Origin of the sequence: Lentzea atacamensis (genome assembly GCF_003269295.1) — a bacterium.
GTDB classification, from domain to species: Bacteria; Actinomycetota; Actinomycetes; order Mycobacteriales; family Pseudonocardiaceae; genus Lentzea; species Lentzea atacamensis.
In genome coordinates this window covers 1461857-1483700 of record NZ_QLTT01000001.1, presented here as the reverse complement: position 1 = coordinate 1483700, position 21844 = coordinate 1461857, and the positions used below count along the sequence as shown (strand labels likewise).

The 21844-nt window shown below is 70.4% G+C and carries 16 protein-coding genes; all 16 read left to right on the top strand.

The window, feature by feature from the left end:
* Positions 1–8: 8 nt before the first annotated feature.
* The 16 genes from C8D87_RS07005 to C8D87_RS06930 are packed head-to-tail and all read left to right on the top strand — an operon-like array spanning position 9 to position 21835.
* On the top strand, positions 9–749 hold the full coding sequence (locus C8D87_RS07005) for a thioesterase II family protein (RefSeq protein WP_233441950.1): 741 nt from the start codon (positions 9–11) through the stop codon (positions 747–749).
* A complete protein-coding gene (locus C8D87_RS07000) occupies positions 736–1920 on the top strand; it encodes a salicylate synthase (protein ID WP_112225960.1) in 1185 nt (394 codons plus the stop codon). Before C8D87_RS07005 ends, C8D87_RS07000 begins: the two co-directional genes overlap by 14 nt.
* On the top strand, positions 1911–2906 hold the full coding sequence (locus C8D87_RS06995; protein ID WP_112225959.1) for a Gfo/Idh/MocA family oxidoreductase: 996 nt from the start codon (positions 1911–1913) through the stop codon (positions 2904–2906). Before C8D87_RS07000 ends, C8D87_RS06995 begins: the two co-directional genes overlap by 10 nt.
* A complete protein-coding gene (locus C8D87_RS06990) occupies positions 2903–3541 on the top strand; it encodes a VOC family protein (protein WP_112225958.1) in 639 nt (212 codons plus the stop codon). Before C8D87_RS06995 ends, C8D87_RS06990 begins: the two co-directional genes overlap by 4 nt.
* On the top strand, positions 3541–5049 hold the full coding sequence (locus C8D87_RS06985; protein WP_112225957.1) for an ABC transporter substrate-binding protein: 1509 nt from the start codon (positions 3541–3543) through the stop codon (positions 5047–5049). Before C8D87_RS06990 ends, C8D87_RS06985 begins: the two co-directional genes overlap by 1 nt.
* Complete coding sequence (locus C8D87_RS06980; protein WP_112225956.1) at positions 5046–5969, top strand: ABC transporter permease; 924 nt, start codon at positions 5046–5048, stop codon at positions 5967–5969. The genes C8D87_RS06985 and C8D87_RS06980 overlap by 4 nt, the downstream gene beginning before the upstream one ends.
* Positions 5966–6754, top strand: coding sequence for an ABC transporter permease (locus tag C8D87_RS06975; protein ID WP_233441949.1), 789 nt, complete (start codon positions 5966–5968; stop codon positions 6752–6754). The genes C8D87_RS06980 and C8D87_RS06975 overlap by 4 nt, the downstream gene beginning before the upstream one ends.
* Positions 6751–7929 carry an ABC transporter ATP-binding protein gene (locus C8D87_RS06970; protein ID WP_112225955.1) on the top strand — a complete coding sequence of 393 codons (1179 nt, stop codon included), beginning with the start codon at positions 6751–6753 and terminating at the stop codon, positions 7927–7929. The genes C8D87_RS06975 and C8D87_RS06970 overlap by 4 nt, the downstream gene beginning before the upstream one ends.
* Entirely contained in the window at positions 7926–12965 is a 5040-nt protein-coding gene (locus tag C8D87_RS06965; RefSeq protein ID WP_112225954.1) for a non-ribosomal peptide synthetase, read from the top strand. The genes C8D87_RS06970 and C8D87_RS06965 overlap by 4 nt, the downstream gene beginning before the upstream one ends.
* A complete protein-coding gene (locus C8D87_RS06960; RefSeq protein ID WP_233441947.1) occupies positions 12962–14644 on the top strand; it encodes an ABC transporter ATP-binding protein in 1683 nt (560 codons plus the stop codon). The genes C8D87_RS06965 and C8D87_RS06960 overlap by 4 nt, the downstream gene beginning before the upstream one ends.
* Entirely contained in the window at positions 14641–16350 is a 1710-nt protein-coding gene (locus C8D87_RS06955) for an ABC transporter ATP-binding protein (protein WP_112226313.1), read from the top strand. The genes C8D87_RS06960 and C8D87_RS06955 overlap by 4 nt, the downstream gene beginning before the upstream one ends.
* Positions 16347–17387, top strand: coding sequence for a saccharopine dehydrogenase family protein (locus tag C8D87_RS06950; RefSeq protein ID WP_112225953.1), 1041 nt, complete (start codon positions 16347–16349; stop codon positions 17385–17387). Before C8D87_RS06955 ends, C8D87_RS06950 begins: the two co-directional genes overlap by 4 nt.
* Positions 17384–18211 carry a class I SAM-dependent methyltransferase gene (locus C8D87_RS06945; RefSeq protein WP_112225952.1) on the top strand — a complete coding sequence of 276 codons (828 nt, stop codon included), beginning with the start codon at positions 17384–17386 and terminating at the stop codon, positions 18209–18211. The genes C8D87_RS06950 and C8D87_RS06945 overlap by 4 nt, the downstream gene beginning before the upstream one ends.
* A complete protein-coding gene (locus C8D87_RS06940; RefSeq protein WP_112225951.1) occupies positions 18208–19338 on the top strand; it encodes a class I SAM-dependent methyltransferase in 1131 nt (376 codons plus the stop codon). The genes C8D87_RS06945 and C8D87_RS06940 overlap by 4 nt, the downstream gene beginning before the upstream one ends.
* On the top strand, positions 19335–20711 hold the full coding sequence (locus C8D87_RS06935) for a (2,3-dihydroxybenzoyl)adenylate synthase (RefSeq protein ID WP_112225950.1): 1377 nt from the start codon (positions 19335–19337) through the stop codon (positions 20709–20711). The genes C8D87_RS06940 and C8D87_RS06935 overlap by 4 nt, the downstream gene beginning before the upstream one ends.
* Positions 20708–21835, top strand: coding sequence for a cytochrome P450 (locus tag C8D87_RS06930; protein ID WP_112225949.1), 1128 nt, complete (start codon positions 20708–20710; stop codon positions 21833–21835). The genes C8D87_RS06935 and C8D87_RS06930 overlap by 4 nt, the downstream gene beginning before the upstream one ends.
* Positions 21836–21844 lie beyond the last annotated feature (9 nt).

The following is a 21844-nucleotide window of genomic DNA, read 5'->3' as shown; positions in this document are numbered from 1 at the left end:
GCTGTTTCGTGAAGAGTGAAACCTGGCTGCGTTGCCGCGCGCCTCGGCCGCGCGCCGCAGTGCGGATCGTGTGCCTGCCACACGCCGGAGGATCGGCGAGCTTCTTCCACGGGTGGGGCGCGTTGCCGGCCGAGGTGCACGCCGTGCAGTACCCCGGCCGCGCTGATCGCATCGGAGATCCTTGTGCCGCAAGCGTTCCGGAACTGGCTCGGGCCGTGGCGGAAGCGGTGCCGAAGGACAAGCCGCTGGTCCTGTTCGGGCACTCCCTCGGGGCGATCACCGCGTTCGAGGCGGCGCGCGTGCTGGAACACCGCTACGGGACACCGCCCGTTCACCTGATCGTTTCCGGCAGGCAGGCGCCGGACGGCCGCGAGAACGGCCGGGTGCACCAGCTTCCGGACGCCGAGCTCGTCGGCGAGATCGTGCGGCTGGGCGGCACGGACGGCGCGCTGCTGGCCGAACCCGAGGCCCGATCTGTGTTTCTGCCACCGATTCGCGCGGACTTCCGCATCGCCGAGACCTACGCGTACCGCTCCGGCCCGTTGCCGAGCTGTCCGATCACCGCGGTGCTCGGTTCGGCCGACAGCGAGGTGACGCCCGAGCAGGCCGGTGACTGGGCGCGGTTCACGTCCGGTCCGTTCGCGCGGCACGTGCTGCCCGGCGGGCACTTCTACCTGGTGTCCGAAGTGGACGCTCTGTTGAGCATCGTTGCAGCCACCCTGGAGATGAGGGACCTTGAGAACGTCTGAGCGGCGCGTCCCCTGGACGGCCGACCCGCTGGAGACAGCCGCGGCGCTGGCGCGCGCGAGTGTCGAGCCGCACGTGGTCTACGAGGACCGGGGTGCGGTGTGGTTCGCCGAAGGTGAGGCGGAGACCGTCTCCGGCGGGTTCGGCGAGCTGGCCGCGTTCCACGGGCGCACGGCCTACGGGTGGGTCACGTTCGAGCGCACCGGCTACCTCGCGGTGCCGCGGGACGAGATCCGGTTCGGCGACGGCAGCGCGTTGCTGCGCTCGGTGGACGAGGAATCCCTTCTGCTGCTGGAGAAACGCCTCGCTTCCGTCGCGCCGCTGGTCGTCGGCGGGGAACGGGTGCAGGCGCCGATCGAGACGTGCGGCGCCGACGACTACCGGGCCGCTGTCGCCGCCGCCGTCGCGGACATCCGGGCCGGGCTGCTGGAGAAGGTGATCCTGTCACGGGTCGTGCCGCTGCCCGCCGACCTCGACTTCCCCGCGACCTACCTGGCGGGCCGGCGCGGCAACGACCCGGCGCGGTCGTTCCTGCTGCGGCTCGGCGGCTGGGAGGCGCTCGGCTTCAGTCCCGAGGTCGTGGCCAGTGTCGACGGCCTCGGTGAGGTGATCACGCAACCGCTGGCCGGCACTCGGGCGTTGGTGAACGACGCGGTGTTCGACGTGGCGCGGCGTGAGGAGCTCTACCGCGACGCCAAGGAGGTCTTCGAGCACGCGATCTCCGTGCGGCTCGCGGCCGCCGAGCTGACGGGCGTGTGCGGGCACGGGTCGGTGAAGGTCGCGGACTTCATGTCCGTCAAGGAACGCGGCAGCGTGCAGCACCTCGCGTCCGAGGTCACCGGGCTGCTGGCACCGGGCCGTTCGCCGTGGGACGCGCTGGCCGCGTTGTTCCCCGCGGTGACGGCGTCGGGCATCCCGAAGGCCGAGGCGTGCTCGTTGATCGGCAGGGTCGAACCGGAGCGCGGGCTCTACAGCGGCGCGGTGGTGCGGATCGACGCGGACGGGTCGCTGGACGCGGCTCTGGTGCTGCGCAGCGTGTTCCGGCGCGATGGTGAGACGTGGTTGCGGGCGGGCGCGGGGATCGTGGCGCAGTCGACGCCCGAGCGCGAGCTGGAGGAGACGGTCGAGAAGCTGCGCAGCGTCTCCCGGTTCCTGGTGCCGTCGTGCGCGTAGTCGTCGCCGGTACGTCTTTCGGCCGCATCTACCTGGATGCGGTGGGTTCCGATCTCGTGGGGATCCTGGCGCGGGGGAGTGCGTACTCGGAGCAGCTCGCCGCTGCTCGTGGAGTACCGCTGTATACCTCGGTCGACGAGGTTCCGGACGTCGATGTCGCCTGCGTGGTCCTGAAGTCCGGGGCGTTGGGCGGGCCGGGGACGGAGATCGCGCGGTCGTTCCTGAAGCGTGGCGTGCACGTGTTGCAGGAGCATCCGGTGCACGCGGACGAGATCGCTTCGTTGTTGCGCGAGGCCCGCACCGCCGGAGTTTCCTACGCGGTGAACACGCTGTACCCGAACCTGGGGCCGGTGCGGAAGTTCCTCGCGGTGGCCGAGGTGCTGCAGAAGCACCAGCGGATCGAGTTCATCGACGCGGCCTGCAACAGCCAGGTGCTGTACCCGTTGATCGACGTGCTCGGCCGGATCGCCGGGTTGCGGCCGTGGGAGTTCGGGCCGGTGTCCTCCGGCGGGCCGTTCGTGAGCCTGCACGGGCGGATCGGCGGCATCCCGCTGACGTTGCGGGTGCAGAACGAGGTGCATCCGGAGGATCCGGACAACCACTCGTTCTTCCTGCACCGCATCACGATCGGCTGCGAGGGCGGGGTGCTGGAGCTCGCCGACACGCACGGGCCGGTGCTGTGGAACCCGCGGCTGCACTCGCCGCGCGACTCCGCCGGTCGGCTGATCATGGACGACCCGCGGCTGGCGACGCCGAACGTGGTCGTGCTCGGTAACGCAGTGTCCTATGTGGACGTGTTCGCGAAGTTGTGGCCGGAGGCTGTTTCGCGGGCGCTGGCAGACCTGCACAACCCGGCGGGACGGCAGTGGGCGCTGAGCGTGTCGACCGCGTGGCGGGAGCTGAGCGCTCTGCTCGGCATGCCTGCCCTGATCAGGCCGTCCGAACCCGGAGTCATTCCCCTCGACGAGATCTTGGCGGTGTCGTGAGCTGCAGTCATGTGCTGGTGAAGGTGGCGTCGCTCGATCGCGCCGCGGCCGACTTCCGCGCGCTGGGCTTCGAGGTGAAGCCCGCTTCGGCGCGCCACGCCCACGTGTGGTTCGCCAAGGGGCCGATCATCGAGCTGGTGACCACGCCCGCCGGTGCCCGGTTCTCGCGGGTTCCGCTGAACCTGTTCTGGGGCAAGGGCTCCGGGACGCGCATGGCGGGCTGGGCGGTGGCCGGTGAGGGGTTCTGCGACGTCGCTGTGCTCGTGGACCAGCCTTCGTCGGTCGGGGTGCCGATCGGGAAGGTGGTGCCGTGGGAACGGGACGGGATCCGGTTCTCGTTCGCCTATCCGCGCAACCCGTCCGTGCCGTTCCTGGTGACGCCGTACGACCCGCCGCAGCACCCGGCGTCGATCTCGCACCCGAACGGCGCGTCCGAGCTGGTGCGCGTGGTGATGGACGTGGCACCGGCCGATCGCCCGGTGTTCGACCGGATCGTCGCCGGTGACCCGGTGTTCGAGGTTTCTCCCGGACCGGTGACGCGGGTGCGCGCGATCCGCCTGGCCGGGCTTGCTCGCCCCCTTGACCCATCCCTGTTGCACGGCATCACCGTGCTGGCCGAAGACGAGGACCTGTGATGTCGCTCAACCGTCGTGACGTGCTGCGCCTGGCCGGCGTCGGTGCCCTGCTGACCGCCTGCGGTGGCGCGCCCGGTGCGGCTCCCGTCCAGAACGCCGTGGTGGAAGCCAGGCGTGGCGGTGTTCTGCGCGCTGTCTTCACCGGTGGCGGGGCCGCCGAGAGCATCGACCCGTTCGCGGGCGGCTCGCCGGTGGACTTCGTGCGCAACGACGTGATCTACGACGCGCTGTTCGCACTGCGCGGTGCCGCGGTCGAGCCCGCGCTGGCGTTGTCGGCCACGCCGGGCCCGTCGTCGTTCGAGCTGAAGCTGCGGCCGGACGTGAAGTGGCACGACGGCAAGGCGTTCACGGCGTCCGATGTCGAGTACAGCCTGAAGTACATGTGCTCGCCGGACCGGCCGTATCCGACGCAGCTCGGTGCCTTCTTCGACGTCGCGAACGTCCGGGTCGTCGATCCGCTGACCCTGGTGGTGCCCACGACCCGGGCCGTCGGGGATCCGGCGCTGTTCCTCGCCGCCTTCCCCGCGAAGATCGTGCCCAGCGGCTTCACCGGTGCCTCCGCCGTCGGCACCGGCCCGTTCCGGGTGACCGCGTTCGAGGCCGGGCGGGAAGCGCGGCTGGAGCGGTTCGACGGGCACTGGGGCGGGTCGTCGCCCGCGGACTCGCTGGTGCTGCTGTCGTTGAGCGATCCGGCCGCGAAGGTGAACGCGGTGTCGACCGGGCAGGCGGACTTCGCGGGCGACATCCCGTTCACCACGGCCAAGACGGGCGTGCCTGGCTTCGAGGTGCGGACCGCGGGTCCCGCCGCCCGCACCAGCTTCGGGTTCGTGCTGAACGCGACCAAGGCGCCGTTCAACGACCCGCGGGCTCGTCGCGCGGTGCGGCTCGGCATCGACCGTTCCGCGTTGGTCAACTCGGTGCTGCTCGGGTACGGCGCGGTGGGCAACGACCTGTTGTGCGCCGGTGCCAAGTACTTCACGGCACGTGAGCCGTTGAAGCGCGATGTCGACCAGGCGCGCAAACTGCTGTCCGAGGCAGGTTTGTCCGGTGCTTCCGTGACGTTCCGGTCGGCGGAGTGGGAGATCGGCTACAACGCCTCGACGCAGCTCGTCGCCGAGCAGCTCAAGGAGATCGGGCTGACGGTCAAGCCGCAGATCGTGGGGCCGGCGGAGTTCTTCGAGCCCGCCGCGGTGGCGGCTGCGGACGCGGTGGCGTTCTCCAGCGGGCCCTCGGCGCTGGCCGTGATCTACGGCCGGATCAGCGGCTTCCCGCCGCTTGCGCTGGGGGACAAGGAGTTCGACGAGGCGTTCGGTCGCGCGATCGCCTCCGCGTCCGAGGCCGAGCGCGCGTCTGCCTGGGAGACCGCGCAGAACGTCATGTACGACCGCGGCAACACCGTGGTCTGGGGCCTGGCCGACGTGCTGTCGCTGGCGCGCCGTGAGGTCGCGGGCGTCGACGTGCGGGACCAGCCCAAGTACCCCTACCTGGGCAAGGCCGGTCTGGCGTGAGAAAGCTGCTGTCCAGCCTGGGGTTGCTGGTGCTGCTGTCGTTCGCCGTGTTCGTCGGCGTCGACCTGCTGCCGGGCGACCCGGTCACCGCGCGGCTCGGGGCCACCGCCTCGCCCGCGCGGATCGCCGAGGTGCGCGCACACCTCGGCCTGGACCGGCCGGTGCTGGAGCGCTACGGCTCGTGGGTTCTCGGTGTGGTGCAAGGCGATCTCGGGGTTTCGGCCTCTGGCCGGCCGGTGACCGACATGCTGTCCGACCGGGTCGGCAACTCGGTGTTGCTCAGCCTTGTGACGCTGGTGTTGCTGGTGCCGTTGTCGTTCGGGCTCGCGGTGTGGGCGGCCTGGCGCCGTTCGGCGGACCGGGTGATCTCTCTCGGGGCGTTGCTGCTGGTGTCGGTGCCCGAGTTCGTGGTCGCCGGGTTGCTGGTGCTGGTGTTCGCGGTGTCGTTGCGGTGGCTGCCTGCCGTGTCGCTGGTGCCGGTTGGTGCTTCACCGCTGTCGACGCCTTCGGTGCTGGTGCTGCCGGTGTTGTCGTTGCTGCTGGTCGGACTCGCCTACGCGGTGCGGGTGATCCGTTCGTCGGCGATCGGGGTGCTGGCCTCGCCGCACGTGGAGTTCATGCGGCTCAACGGTGCTTCGCCGGGTCTCGTGCTGCGGCAGGCCGTGCTGCCCGCGGTGCTGCCGGTGGCGGTGCAGGTGTGGCTGGTGACCGGCGTCGGGTTCGTGGGCGGGGCGGTGCTGGTGGAAAAGGTGTTCGGGTATCCGGGGATCGGGGAGTTGCTGGTGTCGTCGGTGCAGACCGGTGACCTGCCGGTGGTGCAGGCGCTGGTGCTCATCATCGGGGCGGCGATGCTGGCCGCGCTGGTGCTCGCGGACTGGGCGGTCGTGGTGCTGACGCCGCGGTTGCGGGTGGCGCGGTGAGCCGGGACGGGCAGGCCACGGTGTCACGGCGGCGTTGGCTGGCGCGTGGCCTCGGCCGGTGGTGGTTGCTCGGCCTCCTCGCCCTCATCCTGATCGCACCAGAACTGGCACCTCACGCCGCAACGGACGTGGTCGGGCTTCCCTACTCCTCCCAAGGCCTGTTCGGGACCGACCACCTGGGCCGGGACGTCCTCTCCCGCCTCCTGCACGGTGGCCGTCCGATGGTCCTCACCAGCCTCGCCGCGGCCGCGCTCGGCACCGGCATCGGCACGGTGATCGGCCTGATCGCGGCCTGGTGGCGCCCGTTCGTCATGCGGCCGTGGGACGCGGTCGCCGCCGTACCGAGCATCCTCGTCCTGCTGCTCATCCTGACCGCGATGCCCAACCGGGCCGGGATCGTCCTCGCGGTGGCGCTCGCGAGCGTGCCGCTGTCGGCGCGTGTCGTGCACGCCGCCGCGGCCCAGGTGATCGGCAAGGCTCACGTCGAGCACGCGAAGGTTCGCGGCGAGACCACGGCCTGGATCCTCAGCCGCGAGGTGCTGCCGTTGATCGGCACGACCGTGCTCGCGGATCTGGGGCTCCGGTTCGTCATGGCGGTCTACCTCGTGGCGGCCGCGGGGTTCCTCGGGCTCAGCACCACGTCGTCCGACTGGGGGCTGCTCGTGGTCGAAGCCCTTCCGGGCGCCGCCCTGCAACCGGTGGCGTTGCTGGCTCCCGTCATCGGGATCGCGCTGATCGCCGTGTCCGCCAACATCTTCGCCGACCGCGTCCGGGGGCGGGCATGACACTCGTCGAGATCGAAGGACTGACCCTGGTCGCCGGTGGGCGCAGGGTCGTCGAGGACGCGCACCTCAGCATCGCGGAAGGCGAGGCCGTGGCGCTCGTCGGGCCGTCCGGGTGCGGCAAGACGACGCTGGCGCTGTCCGTGCTCGGGCACCTGAGGCCGGGCGTCACCCGGGAGTCCGGCCGGGTCGCGCTCAACGGCGTGGCCGGGTACGTCGGTCAGGATCCCGGTGTCGCGCTCAACCCGTACCGGAGGATCGGCAAGGTCGTCAGCGCGGATCTGCTGCGCCGGGTCGGGCTGCCGGATGAGCTCGGCAGCCGGTACCCGCATCAGCTGTCGGGCGGGCAGCAGCAACGGGTGGTGCTCGCGATCGCCCTCGCGCGCGACCCGAAGCTGCTCGTGCTGGACGAGCCGACGACGGCGCTGGATCCGCGGGCGAAGGCCGAGGTGCTCGGGGAGATCGAGCGGATCCGGGAGCAGGGGGTGGCGCTGCTGTGGATCAGTCACGACGTCGACACGGTGAAGCCGTTGGTGGACAGGGTGATCACGCTCGCCGACACGCAGGTGCCGGAGCTGAGCAGGCCGCGCATCGAGATCGGTGACGTGGTGCTGCGGGCCACGAACCTCACCGCCAGGCACGGCAAGCGCACGATCATCGACGCGATCGACTTCGACGTCCGCAGGTCCGAGTGCCTCGCGGTGGTCGGGCCGTCCGGGGCCGGCAAGAGCACGCTGGCCCGGTGCCTCGTCGGCCTGCACCAGCCGAGCGGCGGCCGGATCGAGATCAACGGCAGCATCGGCTGGGTCGCGCAGAACCCCGCCGAGGCGCTGCACCCGATGCACACCGTCCGCGCCTCGATCAGCCGGTGCGGGCCGGACGTCGAGGAAGCGCTGGCAGCGGTGCGGCTGGAACCCGGGATCGCGGAACGGTATCCGCACCAGCTCTCCGGCGGGCAGCGGCAGCGGGTGGCGCTGGCGCGGGCGCTCGCGGCGCGGCCGGACGTCGTCATCTGCGACGAGGTCACGTCGGCGCTGGACGCGGGCACGCAGGCGCAGGTCCTCGGGCTGATCAACGAACTGCGCGCGGAACTCGGCCTCGCGGTCGTGCTGATCACGCACGACGCCGGCGTGGTCGAGTCCACTTCGGACAGAGTCTTCGAGCTGGGAGCGAAATGAGCACACACGAGATCGTCGCGCGTCTCCGCGAGCTCGGGGTCGAGCTGTGGACCGAGGACGGGCAGCTGCGGTTCCGCGCGCCGCGCGGCGTGCTCACCGAGGAACACAAGCAGGCCCTCAAGGCGAACAAGGCCGGGATCATCGAGCTGCTCGCTCAGCCGGAGGTCAAGCCCGACCCGGAGAACCGCCACGAGCCGTTCCCGCTCACCGACGTGCAGACCGCGTACCTGCTGGGCCGCAACAACGAGTTCGGCTACGGCGGTGTCGGCTGCCACGGCTACCTCGAGGTCGAGATGCCGGGCGTCGAGGCGCGGCGGATCGAGGACGCCTGGAACCAGCTGATCGAGCGCCACGACATGCTCCGTGCTGTCGTCGAACGCGACGGCTATCAGCACGTCCTCCCCGAGGCGCCCCGGCTGCGGGTCCGCGAGACGGACGTGGAAACGGCCCGCGCGGAGATGGCGCACCGCACGTACGAGACGGATCAGTGGCCGTTGCACGACCTGCGGGTCAGCGAGAACAAGTTGCACATCTCGATGGACTCGCTGATCGCCGACTGGGCCAGCGCCACGGTTCTGCTCACCGAGCTCGACGCGCTCCTGAACGACGAACCCCTGGAGCCGCTGGACATCACCTTCCGGGACTACCTGCTCGCCGAACGCGGCCTGCGCGACACCAGCCGCTACCGCCGCGACCGCGAGTACTGGCTCGGCCGCCTCGACGCGCTGCCCGCCGCACCCGACCTGCCGACGAAGGAAACCCCTGGCCCGCCGAGATTCCGCCGCCTCAGCACCACGCTGCGCGACTGGGACGAGTTCACCAGCCGCACGACGTGGCACGGCGTCACGCCATCGTCCGCCGTGCTCGCCGCCTACGCCGCAGTGCTGCGCAAGTGGTCCCGCAAGAGCGAGTTCAGCATCAACCTGACCCTGCTCAACCGCACACCGCTGCACCCTCAGGTCGACCGGCTCGTCGGCGACTTCACCAGCGTCAGCCTCCTCGCGGTCACCCAGCGGGGCACGTTCGCCGAGCAGGCGAAGCAGATCGGGGCGCAGCTGTTCGACGACCTCGACCACCGGCTGTTCTCCGGCGTCGAGGTGGTCCGCGAGATCGCCCGCCGCAAGGGTCGCGACGCCGCGCTCATGCCCGTCGTGTTCACCAGCGGCATCGGCCTCGGCGGCCGCCAGGCGGGGGAGGGAATCACGCAGACCCCGCAGGTGTTCCTGGACTGCCAGGTCACCGACGGCCCGGACGGCCTGCAGATCAACTGGGACGTCCGCGAGGGCATCTACCCGGACGGCCTCGTCGAGGACATGTTCCAGGCCTTCACCACGCTGCTCACCGAGCTGGCGACCACCGACGAGGCCTGGCAGAGCACCAGCCCGGTTCCGCTGCCCCGGCACCAGGCCGAGGAACGCGCCCGCGTCAACGACACCAGGGCACCACTGTCCGACGCGTTGCTGCACGAGGGTTTCTTCGCCCAGGCGCAACGCATCCCGGAGAAGGAAGCCATCGCCGGCAGCCACACCTACGGCGAACTCGCCCGCCGCGCCGCCGGCGTCGCGGCCAAGCTCACCGTCGAACCCGCCGAACGCGTCGCTGTGGTGCTGGACAAGGGCCCGGACCAGGTTGTCGCGGTGCTCGGCATCCTGCTCGCGGGTGGTGCGTACGTGCCGGTCGACACCACCCAACCGTTGCCACGCCGGGAGAAGATGCTCTCCGGCATCCGCACGGTGATCGACGCGGACTGGCTGACCGACGTGCCGGAAGCCGAAGTCCCTGCCGTCGAAGGCGATCCGGACCAGCTGGCGTACGTGATCTACACGTCCGGTTCGACCGGCGACCCGAAGGGCGTGATGATCACGCACCGGGCCGCCCAGAACACCATCGAGGACATCAACCGCAGGTTCGCGGTCACCGGGAACGACCGCGTGCTCGCGTTGGCGCAACTGGGTTTCGATCTGAGCGTCTACGACGTCTTCGGCGTGCTCGCGGCGGGTGGCACTCTCGTGATGCCGCGTGCCGACCGGCCGGGCGACCCGTCGCACTGGGCAGAGCTGGTCCACGACCACGGCGTCACGGTGTGGAACTCGGTGCCCGCCCAGCTGCAGATGGTCGCGAACTACCTGGAGTCCGAGAAGGGCGACCTGACGTCGCTGCGCCTGGTGCTGCTGTCCGGCGACTGGATCCCGGTCACCCTGCCCGCGCAGCTGAAGCCGCTGGCACCGGACGCGGAGCTGATCAGCCTCGGTGGTGCGACCGAAGCCGCGATCTGGTCCATCTACCACCGGATCGAGCGCGTGGCACCGGACTGGGTCAGCATCCCGTACGGCCGCCCGCTCACCAACCAGGGCTTCCGCGTGCTCGACGAGCAGGACGAAGACTGTCCCGTGTGGACATCGGGCTCGCTGTGCATCAGCGGCGCCGGCCTCGCCACCGGCTACTTCGGCGACGAGGAGCTGACCGCGCGCAAGTTCGTGACGGTTGGCGGCGAACGGCTCTACCGCACCGGTGACCTCGGCCGTTACCTGCCCGGCGGCGAGATCGAGTTCCTCGGCCGCGAGGACACCCAGGTCAAGATCCGCGGCCATCGCGTCGAGCTGGGTGAGATCGAGGCGACGCTGGCCGGCCACCCGAGCGTGGGTGGCGCGGCCGTCGTGGTCGCGGGTGACGCGCTGCTCGGCTTCGTCGAGACGGCCCGCACCACCGCGCCGGAACCGCTCAACGTCGAACCGGTGAAGCGCTTCGCCGAACGCCAGGTCGACGGCAGCAGCGACCCGGTCGCCCTGCACGCCGCCGCCAGGGCGTCGATGCGCCTCGCGCTGGAGGAACGCGGCGGCTCGCTCGAAGAGATCCTGCCGGGTGTGCACGAACGCCACCGCTGGCTCGTGCGCAAATGGCACGCGCTGGCCGGTGGCGACGCGACTTGGGACGACGTCAAGGCGTCCGAGGCGTTCGTCCGCTACCACCTGGACCACGTCGAACGGATCCACGCGCTGCTGAACGGCGAGCAGAACCCGTTCGAGCTGCTGTTCCCCGAGGGCGGCCTGGACACCGCTCGCGCGATCTACCGCGACGACGAGATCTCCCGCTACCTCAACCACTCCGTCGCCGCGCTGATGAACCGCATCGCCGCCGCCCACGAGGGCACGTTGCGGGTTCTGGAGGTCGGCGCGGGCACCGGCTCGACGACGGAGGCCGTGCAGCCGCTGCTGGCCGGGTTCGACGTCGACTACCTCTACACCGACGTCACGCCGTTCTTCCTCGCCGAGGCCAAACAGCGGTTCGAGGCGCGGTTCGCGGTGTTCGACATCGACCAGGACCACCGCGCCCAGGGCCTCGCGCCGAACTCGTTCGACGTCGTCCTGTGCGCGGGCGTCCTCAACTCGACCCGGGAGCCGGCGGAGGCGCTGCGCACCGCCGTCGACCTGCTCGCGCCCGGCGGCTGGCTGATCTTCACCGAGCCCACGGCCGACCTGCCGCACATCCTGCTCACGCAGGGTTTCATGATGCAGCCCAGGTCGTTCACGACCCGCGCGGAATGGCTGGAGATCATCGACGCGGCCGGCGGTCACGAGGTGCTGTGCCTGCCAGAACCGGACCACGTCCTGGCGCCGCACGACATGCACGTGTTCGCCGCGCGCTTCAAGACCGACCGCAAGCCGGTGCGGGCCGACGAGCTGACGAGGTTCGTCGCGGACCGCCTGCCCGGCCACATGGTGCCGGTCGTGCAGATCGTGGACGCGTTGCCGCTCACGGGGAACGGCAAGGTCGACCGCAAGGAGCTCGTGCGGTGGCAGGTCACGCAGCCCGAAGCGGAAGCGGTGTCCAGTGCTCCGGACGAGCTGGAAGGCAGGCTGTGCGCACTGTGGGCCGATGCGCTCGGACTCGCGAGCATCGGCCGTGACGACAACTTCTACGACCGCGGCGCCGACTCGCTGATCCTGGCGCGCGTCGCGGGCAAACTTCGCGAGGAGGTCCCGGAAGCGGCACCGTTCGCCTACGACACGCTGCTGCGCCAGATGCTCAACGAGCCGACTGTGTCCGCGCTGGCCCGTGCCCTGCGCACCGCGGTCGAGGAAGAACCCGTTGCCGTGCAACGGGGAAACACGCTGCTCGTGCCGTTCGGCGGCGAGGGCGAGACCACGCGGGTGATGTTCCACGCGGCGCTCGGCACCATGGACTACTTCCACTCGCTGGGCAACGCACTGGCCGCGCAGAACCTCGGCCCGGTCATCGGCGTCGCGGTCGCGGACGCCGAGGAGTACCTCAAGATCGCGCCACGGGAGCTCATCCCGCGCATCGCCGACGAGTACGCGCAACGTCTCCTCGACGAGGGCCACACCCGGTTCCAGCTCGTCGGCTACTGCCTCGGCGGCCTGCTCGCCACCGAGGTCGCGCGGCGGCTGCTGGAACGCGGCGTCGACGTCGCTGACCTGACCCTCGTCGACAGCATCCCGATGTTCATCGAAACCGGCGAGGAGCTGGCGTTCGAGGCGATCTTCGCCCCGAACCTCGGCCTCGACCCGGTGGCCGCGGTGTTCGGGTCCGATGTGGACGCCGGCCTGGTATACCGGGCCATCGAGAAGCTCATGGCAGACCACGACCGCAACGTCCCGGCCGGTGCGATGGCCGCGCTGACCGGCGAGTTCGCGCCGGTCGCCGAAGCGGTGCGCCGACGGCACTCGCTGACCCAGGACGAGCGCCTGGCCGAGTACACGGCGCTGGCGGCTCAGCAGGCCGGGCTGCCGGTCGGGCCGGAGCTGATCCCGTCGCTGTTCCGGGTGTGCCGGCACAGCATGCAGGCCGCGCGCTTCGACCCCGAACCGTACGCGGGCGACATGAAGTTCCTGCGCTGCACCGAGGAGCAGGACTTCGGCATCACCGCCGGTGTGGGGCACCTGGCCGCGCCGTTCTGGGAGCAGACGTGCGTCGGCGCGTTCGAGGTGATCGACGTGCCGGGCAACCACTTCAGCGTCATCGAACCGCCGCACGTCGACGTCGTCGCGGCGCATCTGGCGGAGGGACTTCAGTGAGTGCTCTGCAGGAACTCCGCAAACCCGTGGTCTGGTGGACGCGGGCAGGCGTGGTGCTCGGCGCGGTCGGCGCGCTGACCACCCTGGTGCCGTTCATCGGCATCGCCGAGCTCGGCCGCCGCCTGATCAACGGACAGGACGCCACCGGTGTCGCGGTGATCATCGCGGTGGCCCTGGTCGTCGGCTTCCTCTGCAACGGCGGCGCGTTGGCGCTCACCCACGTCGCCGACGCCCGGCTGCAGGCGTTGCTGCGGCGCCGGATCGTGGCGCGGCTCGGCAAGGTCCCGCTCGGCTGGTACTCCGACACGACCTCCGGTGCCGTGCGGAAGGCCGCCCAGGACGACATCGAGGACCTGCATCACCTCGTGGCGCACCACGACGTCGAGGTCACGGGCGCGGTCGTGCTGCCGTTGGGCGGCATCGCGTACCTGGTGTGGCTGGACTGGCGGCTGGCGCTGCTGGCCGTCGCCACCCTGCCGATCTACCTCGCCGCCTACGCGTTCATGATGCGCGGCTTCGCCGGGAAGATGCGGGAGCTCGACTCCGGGTTCGCGAAGGTCAGCGCGGCGATCGTGGAGTTCGTGCACGGCATCGCCGTCGTGAAGGCGTTCGGGCAGGCCAACCGCGCACACCGGGGTTACCTGAAGGCCGTGGGGGAGTACGGGAACCGTTACGCGGGCTGGGTTCGGCCGATCCTGCGGCTCGAAGCTCTGACCTCCATGGCGCTGGCCGCTCCGGTGGTGGCGCTGGTGAGCCTGGCAGGTGGTGTCGCGCTGGCCGTCGACCCGATCGACCTGCTCGCCGAAGTGCTCGTCGCGATGGTCATCCCGACCACCCTGCTGACGTTGAACAACGGCCTGACCGCGCAACGCCGGGCCGTGGCCGCCGCCGAGCGGATCGTCGCCCTGCTCGACACGCCTGAACTGCCGTTGCCGGCTGTCGCGGTGGAGCCTGACGGGCACCTGGTCGAGTTCGACGACGTCTCGTTCAGCTATGACGGGTCCACTTCGGTGCTGGACGGCGTTTCGCTGGTGTGCGAGCCCGGCACGGTGACCGCGCTGGTGGGCGGCTCGGGTGCGGGCAAGTCGACACTCGCGAAGCTGGTGCCGCGGTTCTACGACGTCTCCGCCGGCGCAGTGCGGATCGGTGGCGTCGACGTCCGCGACATCGCCCCGGACGTGCTGTACCGCAAGGTCGGTTTCGTGCTGCAGGACGTGCAGCTGTTGCACGGCACCGTTTTCGAGAACATCCGGCTCGGGCGGCCTGACGCGTCGGCGGAGGACGTGGTCGCCGCCGCCGTCGCCGCACGGATCCACGAGAAGATCCTCTCGTTGCCCGACGGGTACGAGACGGTCGACCCGGTGTTCTCCGGCGGTGAGGCGCAGCGCGTCTCGATCGCCCGCGCGTTGCTCGCCGACACCCCGGTCCTCGTGCTCGACGAGGCCACCGCGTACGCCGACCCCGAGTCGGAGGCGTCCATTCAGGACGCTCTGTCGGTGTTGTGCCGCGGCCGTACGGTGCTCGTGATCGCGCACCGCCTCGCCACGATTTCCGGCGCGCAGCAGATCGCCGTGCTCGCCGACGGACGGGTGGCGGAACTCGGCACGCACTCGGAACTTCTGGCTCTCGACGGCCGGTACGCCCGCATGTGGCAGGCGTCCGCGGAGGTGGCGCTGTGATCAGGGACCTGATGACGATCATGGGGCCGGAGCACCGCCGGTCCGTCTGGACGTACCTGGCCTGGCTGGTCCTGTACGCCGTGCTGCAGGGCGTGGCGATGGCGTTGCTGGTGCCGTTGCTGACCGCTTTGCTGACGGGGCAAGCGGTTTCGTCGTGGCTGATCACCACGGCTGTGGTGGTCGTGCTGGCCTGCGTCGCCCGGTACGTGCAGACGATGAAGGGCTTCGCGCTGGCGCTGGTGACGCTCACCAGCCTGCACACCCGGCTCGGTGACCACGTGGCGCGGCTGCCGCTCGGCTGGTTCTCGTCGGAGAAGGTCGGCAAGCTCTCGCGCAGCGCGACCTCCGGCACGTTGATGGTCACCAACGTCACCGCGCACATGCTCACGCCCGTCGTGACCGGCGTGGTGACCCCGCTGACCGTCGCGCTGGCCGTGCTCTGGTTCGACTGGCGGCTCGGCCTCGGGTTGCTGTTGTGCGCTCCCGTGCTGTGGCTCGTGCACCGCTGGGCCGCGCGCTGGGTCGGCATCGGCGAGACGCGCACGCACGACGCCACCGTGCTCGCCGGCAACCGCGTCGTGGAGTTCGCCCGGAACCAGCAGGTGCTGCGCGCGTTCGGCCGCACCACCGACGGCTACCCGCCACTGGAGGACGCGATCGAAGAGCAGAGCCGCGCGTGGGGCTCGATGCTGTGGTCGTCCGCGCCCCGGTTGCTGGCCGGTGGACTGTCGGTGCAGCTGGCGTTCGTCGCACTGATCTTCTTCGCCCTGTCGCTGCCGCTGGAACCGGTGCTGGTCGTCGCCCTGCTGGCGCTGGTCGCGCGGTTCACCGGCCCGCTCGCGGAGCTGGCCGGGCAGAGCGGCATGTTGCGGATGGCGGCCAACGACCTGCGCCGGTTGGCCGCGTTGTTCGACGAGAAGCCCTTGCCGGAGCCGCCTTCGTCCTTGCCGGTGCGAACGCCGGGCTCGATCGAGTTCACCGACGTCGACTTCGCGTACGGGACCGCTCCGGTGCTCTCGGACGTGTCCTTCGTCGTGCCGCCGCGCACGATGACGGCGATCGTCGGGCCGTCCGGTTCCGGCAAGACCACGATCACCCGGCTGATCATGCGGTTCTTCGACGTCTCCGGCGGCTCGGTCTCGGTGGGCGGCGTCGACGTGCGCTCACTGTCCACCGAGGACCTGATGGCGCAGCTGTCGATCGTGATGCAGGACGTCTACCTGTTCGCGGACACCCTGGAGGCCAACATCCGCGTCGGCCGACCGGACGCGACCGACGACGAGGTGCGGGAAGCCGCCAGGATCGCGGGCGTCGACGAGATCGTCGCGCGGCTGCCACGAGGCTGGGAGACGCACGTCGGCGAGGGCGGCGCGGCACTGTCCGGTGGTGAGCGGCAGCGGGTGTCCGTGGCGCGGGCGGTGCTGAAGGACGCGCCGATCGTGATCCTGGACGAGGCGACGGCGGCGCTGGACCCGGAGAACGAGCGGTTCGTGCAGGGCGCGCTGCAGAACCTCCGCGAGCGGTCGACGCTGCTGGTGATCGCGCACCGGCTGCCGACGGTGGTGGCCGCGGACGAGATCCTCGTGCTGGACGGCGGCGGGGTCGCCGAGCGCGGGACGCACGAGTCGCTGCTGGCCGCCGGTGGCCGGTACACGGCGTTCTGGACGGAGCGGCAGCGGACTCAGGGCTGGCGGCTGGTCTCGTGATCGGGGTGCTGGGTGCGTTCGGGGATGTCGGGCGGCACGCGGTCCGGGTGCTGGAGGAGCTCGGGTTGGGGCCGTTGCTGCTCGCCGGGCGGCGGACGGGGGTGGACTACCGCGACTCGGCTTCGCTGGACGGGTTCGCCCGTGCGTGCCGGATCGTGGTGAACTGCGCCGGGCCGTCGGTTGCGATCGGTGATCGGGTGCTGCGGGCGGCGGAGCGGGCCGGGGCGGACTACGTGGACGCGTCCGGCGCGATTTGGGAGACCTCGCGCGTCGCGGTGGTTGGGGCGGGGTTGCAACCCGGGCTGACCGGTCTGCTGCCGCGGTGGGCGTGCGGGCTGTCTGAGGCCGGTGAAGCCGATGGCGCGCTTTCGCAGGCGTCCCCTGGCCTGGGGGACCCCCAGATCTTCAGTTTACCCAGCAGCACCGACAAGATCGGCTCGCTGAACGGCGCGGACGGCGGCCCGACCTCGATGTCGGTCTATCTGGCCGTGCTCGACCACTTCACCCCGACCGCGGCTGCCGACTTCCTCCAGGGCACCAACGAACCGCTGGCCGCCTGGCGCAACGGCCCACAACCCCGCGCCGCGACCCGCCGCCGAGCCGACCTCCCGTTCCTCCCCGGCGAAGTCACCCTCCTGCCGTACCTGGACGAGGAAGCCTGCCGCACCGCCGAAGCCCTCGGCCTCGACCACGGCGACTGGTACAGCGCGATCTCCGGCGACCACGTTCTCAAAGCCTTCGACCGCGTCCACACCCTCCCCGAACCGGAAGCGATCGAAACCCTGTGCCGGGCAAGCCGCCTGGACCTGGCCGGCCGCGAACCCTTCGCCCTCGTGGCTGTCGAGACCGAAGACCGCACCGTCGTGGCCAAGGGCCGAGGCAACGGCGAACTGACCGGCACAGTCCTGGCCCACGCCGTCAAGGCCGTCGCGGAAAACCAAATCCCACCAGGCTGCCACTTCGCCGCCGAAGCGCTGAACCCGCGGATCGTCGAGCAACTCCATCCGTACGAGGAACTGGTGGAGGGCGTGCTGTGACCCCGCTCCAGATCCTCGAGGAGATCTGCACCGAAGCCATCGCGGCCCACCTGCCGTTCGAGAACCCCGCCCCGCAGTACCGCTGGCTCCTCGACCGCTGGAACGCGATCACCGGACCGTCCGGGCGACGCCCGACACCACCAGGCCTGGAGTTCGAGGAGGCGTACGACGACCTCGGCTTCCCGCCCAGAATGGCCCGCTTCCACCGCCAGGCCCTGGCGAAGCTGCCGCAACTGCTCCGAGCGGAACTCCCGGTGCAGCAGCTGCTGTTCCACGACGGCGACGTCCTGGCCGCGCTGGCCGCCTACCAGACCAACGTGTTCACCGACCGCCTCAACCAGCAGATCGCCGACAACATCCCGCAGGGAGCCACCGTCCTCGAACTGGGCGGCGGAGCCGGACTGACGACAGCCAAGGCCCTCCGGAGCGGCTACCTGTTCACGGACGTCTCGACGGTCTTCACGAGAGCCGCCGAGCAGAAGTTCGGCGTGCAGACCGCGATCCTCGACATCAACGAGGACTTCGCCGAACGAGCGGACGTGGTGATCGCGGGTAACGTCCTGCACAACGCCACCCACATCGGCAAAACCCTCGAACGCATCCACCGGGCGGCGGACCTCCTGCTGTTCACCGAGTCCACGAAGGACAGTGCGGTCACGTTGACCGGCATGCAGTTCCTGCTCGGCCCGCCGACCACCCGCGAACGGATCTTCCTGACCGCCGACGAGTGGCGCGCGGAGCTCACGGCCGCCGGTTTCGACACCGAGCCGAGCTCACCGGACGAGTCCGGCCAGCAGCTGTTCGTCGCGAGGAGGAGCGCATGAACCCGGCCAAGGTCCTCGCCCACCTCGAACGCGAGCGCACAAGGGCAATCACCCTCCCGGCAACGGTTCTGAAAGCCCTGCCGGACGACCCGAACGCACTGCTGACCGATCTCGGCAACCTGGAACGCGTCCGCTACTACGGCGAGAAGCTCGGCATCGAGTGGCCACCGATCGAGCTCGTCCATGCGACAGAGGCACCACCCGTACCGCACACGGCGGAACAGGACTGGACGAAGGCGGTCGAAGCGGTCAGGACGTTCAGCCACGCGGCGCTGAGAGCGATGCGGGAAGCGTTGCCGCACATCGAGACCGTGCTGCCGCGCCACGAACACGTCCTCGAACGGTGGCACCGCGCGCTCGAAAGGCCTGAAGGCGCCACGTGGGACGAGGCGGAGGAGGCGTGGCAGGCGGCCACCGGCGGCACCGGCACCATCGACTACGCCAGGAGGTGCGCCGACCACCTGCCGCAGCTGTTCAGCGGTGAGGTCGATCCGACGACGCTGATGTTCCCCGAAGGCCGGATGGACCTCGCGGACGCGCTGTACCGCGAGAACGTCATGGGGCGCTACCAGCACGCCACCGTCGCGGCGGTCGTGCACGCACTGGACCGGCCGCTGCGGATCATCGAGATCGGTGCGGGCACCGGAGCCACGACGGAACACGTGCTGCCGAACCTCCACCCGCTCACCGACTACCTGATCACCGACGTGTCCAGGTACTTCGTCGACCAGGCGCAGAAACGCTTTCCCGGCAACAGGTACGGCACGTTCGACATCGACGCGGACGGGCAGGACCCCGGCGAGTTCGACGTGGTGATCGCGGGCGGCGTGCTGAACGCGGCCAAGGACACCGACGCGTCCCTCAGGCGCCTCAAGGACCTGCTGGCCGACGGCGGCTGGTTGGTCATCAGCGAGCCGACGGTCGAGGAGCCGTGGGTGCTGATGTCGCAGGCGTTCCTGATGGCGAAACCGGCGGACGCGCGCAAGACCAGCACGTTCCTCACCCACGACCAGTGGCGTGCGGCGCTGGAGAACCAGTTCGAGCTCGTGCTCGACCTGCCGCACGAGGGCCACCCGTTGCACGCGCTGGGCCACCGCGTGTTCGTCGCGAGGAAGGACAGCCGATGACCGACTACCGCGCCAAGGGCTACTGGCGGGACCGCACGCTCGGGCAGCTGCTCACCGAGAGCGCCCGGAAGTGGCCGGAGCGCACGGCACTCGTCGACGGCGACCGGAGGTGGACCTACGCCGAACTGGACAAGTGGGCGGACCTGGTCGCGGCCGGGCTGCACGGCAACGGAATCGGCAAGAACGACCGGGTGATCGTGCACCTGCCGAACATCGCGGAGTTCGTCGCGCTGTCGTTCGGCCTGTTCCGCGTCGGCGCTGTCCCGGTCTACGCGTTGCCGCAGCACCGGACGACCGAGATCGAGCACCTCACCGAAGTCGCCCAGCCTTCCCGGTACTTCGGGAGCGTCGAGGACGTCCCCGGCGCCGATCCCGTCGCCCTGGAAGGCCCGGAGCCGGACGATGTCGCGCTGATGCTGCTGTCCGGCGGCACGACCGGCCTGCCGAAACTGATTCCCCGCACCCACAACGACTACGACTACAACCTGCGGGCCAGCGCCGAGCTCTGCGGGCTCGACGAGAACACCGTCTACCTGGCCGCGCTGCCCGTCGCGCACAACTTCGCGCTGGCGTGCCCCGGCGTTCTCGGCACCTTCCACGCCGGTGGCACTGTCGTGCTCACCACCAGCGCGGACCCCGAGACCGCGTTCCCGCTGATCGAACGGGAACGCGTCACGATGACCGCGCTGGTGCCGCCGCTCGCGCTGGTCTGGCTGGACCACGGCGGGCTCACCGGCCTGAAGCTGATGCAGGTCGGCGGCTCGCGGCTCAAGGAGGAGGCCGCGCGCCGGATCAGGCCGGAACTCGGCTGCGACCTCCAGCAGGTCTACGGCATGGCCGAGGGGCTGCTGAACTTCACCAGGCTCGACGATCCGGAGGAGGACAAGGTCACCACGCAGGGCCGGCCGATGTCGCCGGACGACGAGATCCGTGTCGTGGACGGGGAACTCCAGGTGAAGGGCCCGTACACGATCACGACGTACTTCGACGGCGAGCACGGCTCGTTCACCGAGGACGGTTTCTACCGGACCGGTGACCTCGTGAAGTTCGTCGGCGACAACCTCGTCGTCGACGGCCGCAAGAAGGACGTCATCAACCGCGGCGGCGACAAGATTCCCGTCGAGGAGGTCGAGAACCTCCTGCTCGGTCACCCGCAGGTGCACGACGTCGCGATCGTCGGCGTGCCGGACGCCTACCTCGGCGAACGCACCTGCGCGGTCGTCATCCCGCACGGCACCGCGCCGACCAGGCGGGATCTTGTCGAACACCTGCAGGCCCTCGGCGTGGCCGACTTCAAGCTTCCCGACCGGGTGCGGATCGTCGCCGAGTTCCCCCGCACAGCGGTCGGCAAAGTCGACAGGAAAGCACTGTGAAGTATCCGTTCAACGAGTTCACGAACCTCGACCTGGCGCCCGAGTACACCGAGGCGCTGCACGCCGACGGCCTCACCCGCGTCGAGCTCCCGCACGGCGAACCCGCCTGGCTCGTCACCCGGCACGCCGAAGCCCGGCTCGTGCTGGGGGACAGGCGGTTCAGCCGCGCGCTCGCCCACGAACGGGACGCGCCCAGGGTGTTCGACCGCGTGCCGGCCGGCATCGTGTCGATGGACCCGCCACAGCTCACGGCGATCCGCTCGGTCGCGGCCAAGGCCTTCACCGCGCGCCGGGTCGAAGGCCTGCGCCCGCACGTCCGGCAGCTCGTGAACCAGCTGATCGACGAGATGCGCCAGAAGGACGACCCGGACCTGGTCACGGACTTCGCGTTGCCCATCCCGGTGTCGGTGATCTGCGAGCTGCTCGGCGTGCCGGTCGAGGACCAGGAGCAGTTCCGCGCCTGGAACGACGCCCTGATGTCGACCGACTCGGCCCGTGAGATCCAGGATCTCGCCCAGTACATCGGCGGGCTCATCGGGCAACGGGTGCAGCACCCGAAGGACGACCTGCTCAGCTCGTTCGCGGAGAGCGGCCTGCCGCCGCAGCAGCTCGTGTTGCTGTGCATCGCGATCCTCGTCGCCGGCTACGAGGCGACGTCGGCGCAGATCCCGAACTTCCTGATCACGCTGCTCGACCACCCGGTGCAGTTCGCGCGGCTCGTCGAGGACCCGTCGCTCGTCGACAACGCCGTGGAGGAGCTGCTGCGATTCGTGCCGCTCGCGTCCAGCGCGATGTTCGCCCACTACGCGATGGAAGACGTCCAGGTCGGCGATCACCTCGTGCGCGAAGGCGATCCGGTGCTCGTGTCGATCGGCGCGGCCAACCACGACGGGACCCGGTTCGGCAAACCCGGCCACCTCGACGTCTGCCGGGACGCGCAGGGACACCTCGCGTTCGGCTACGGCCTGCACCACTGCGTCGGATCGGCGCTCGGCCGGCTCGAGCTGCAGGAGGCGTTGCGCGGCCTGGTGACTCGCGCGCCGTCCCTGCGTCTCGCCGGTGACGTCCAGTGGAAGACGCACACGTTCTTCCGCGGCCCGCTGTCCGTGCCCGTCTCTTTCTAGAAGGAACTC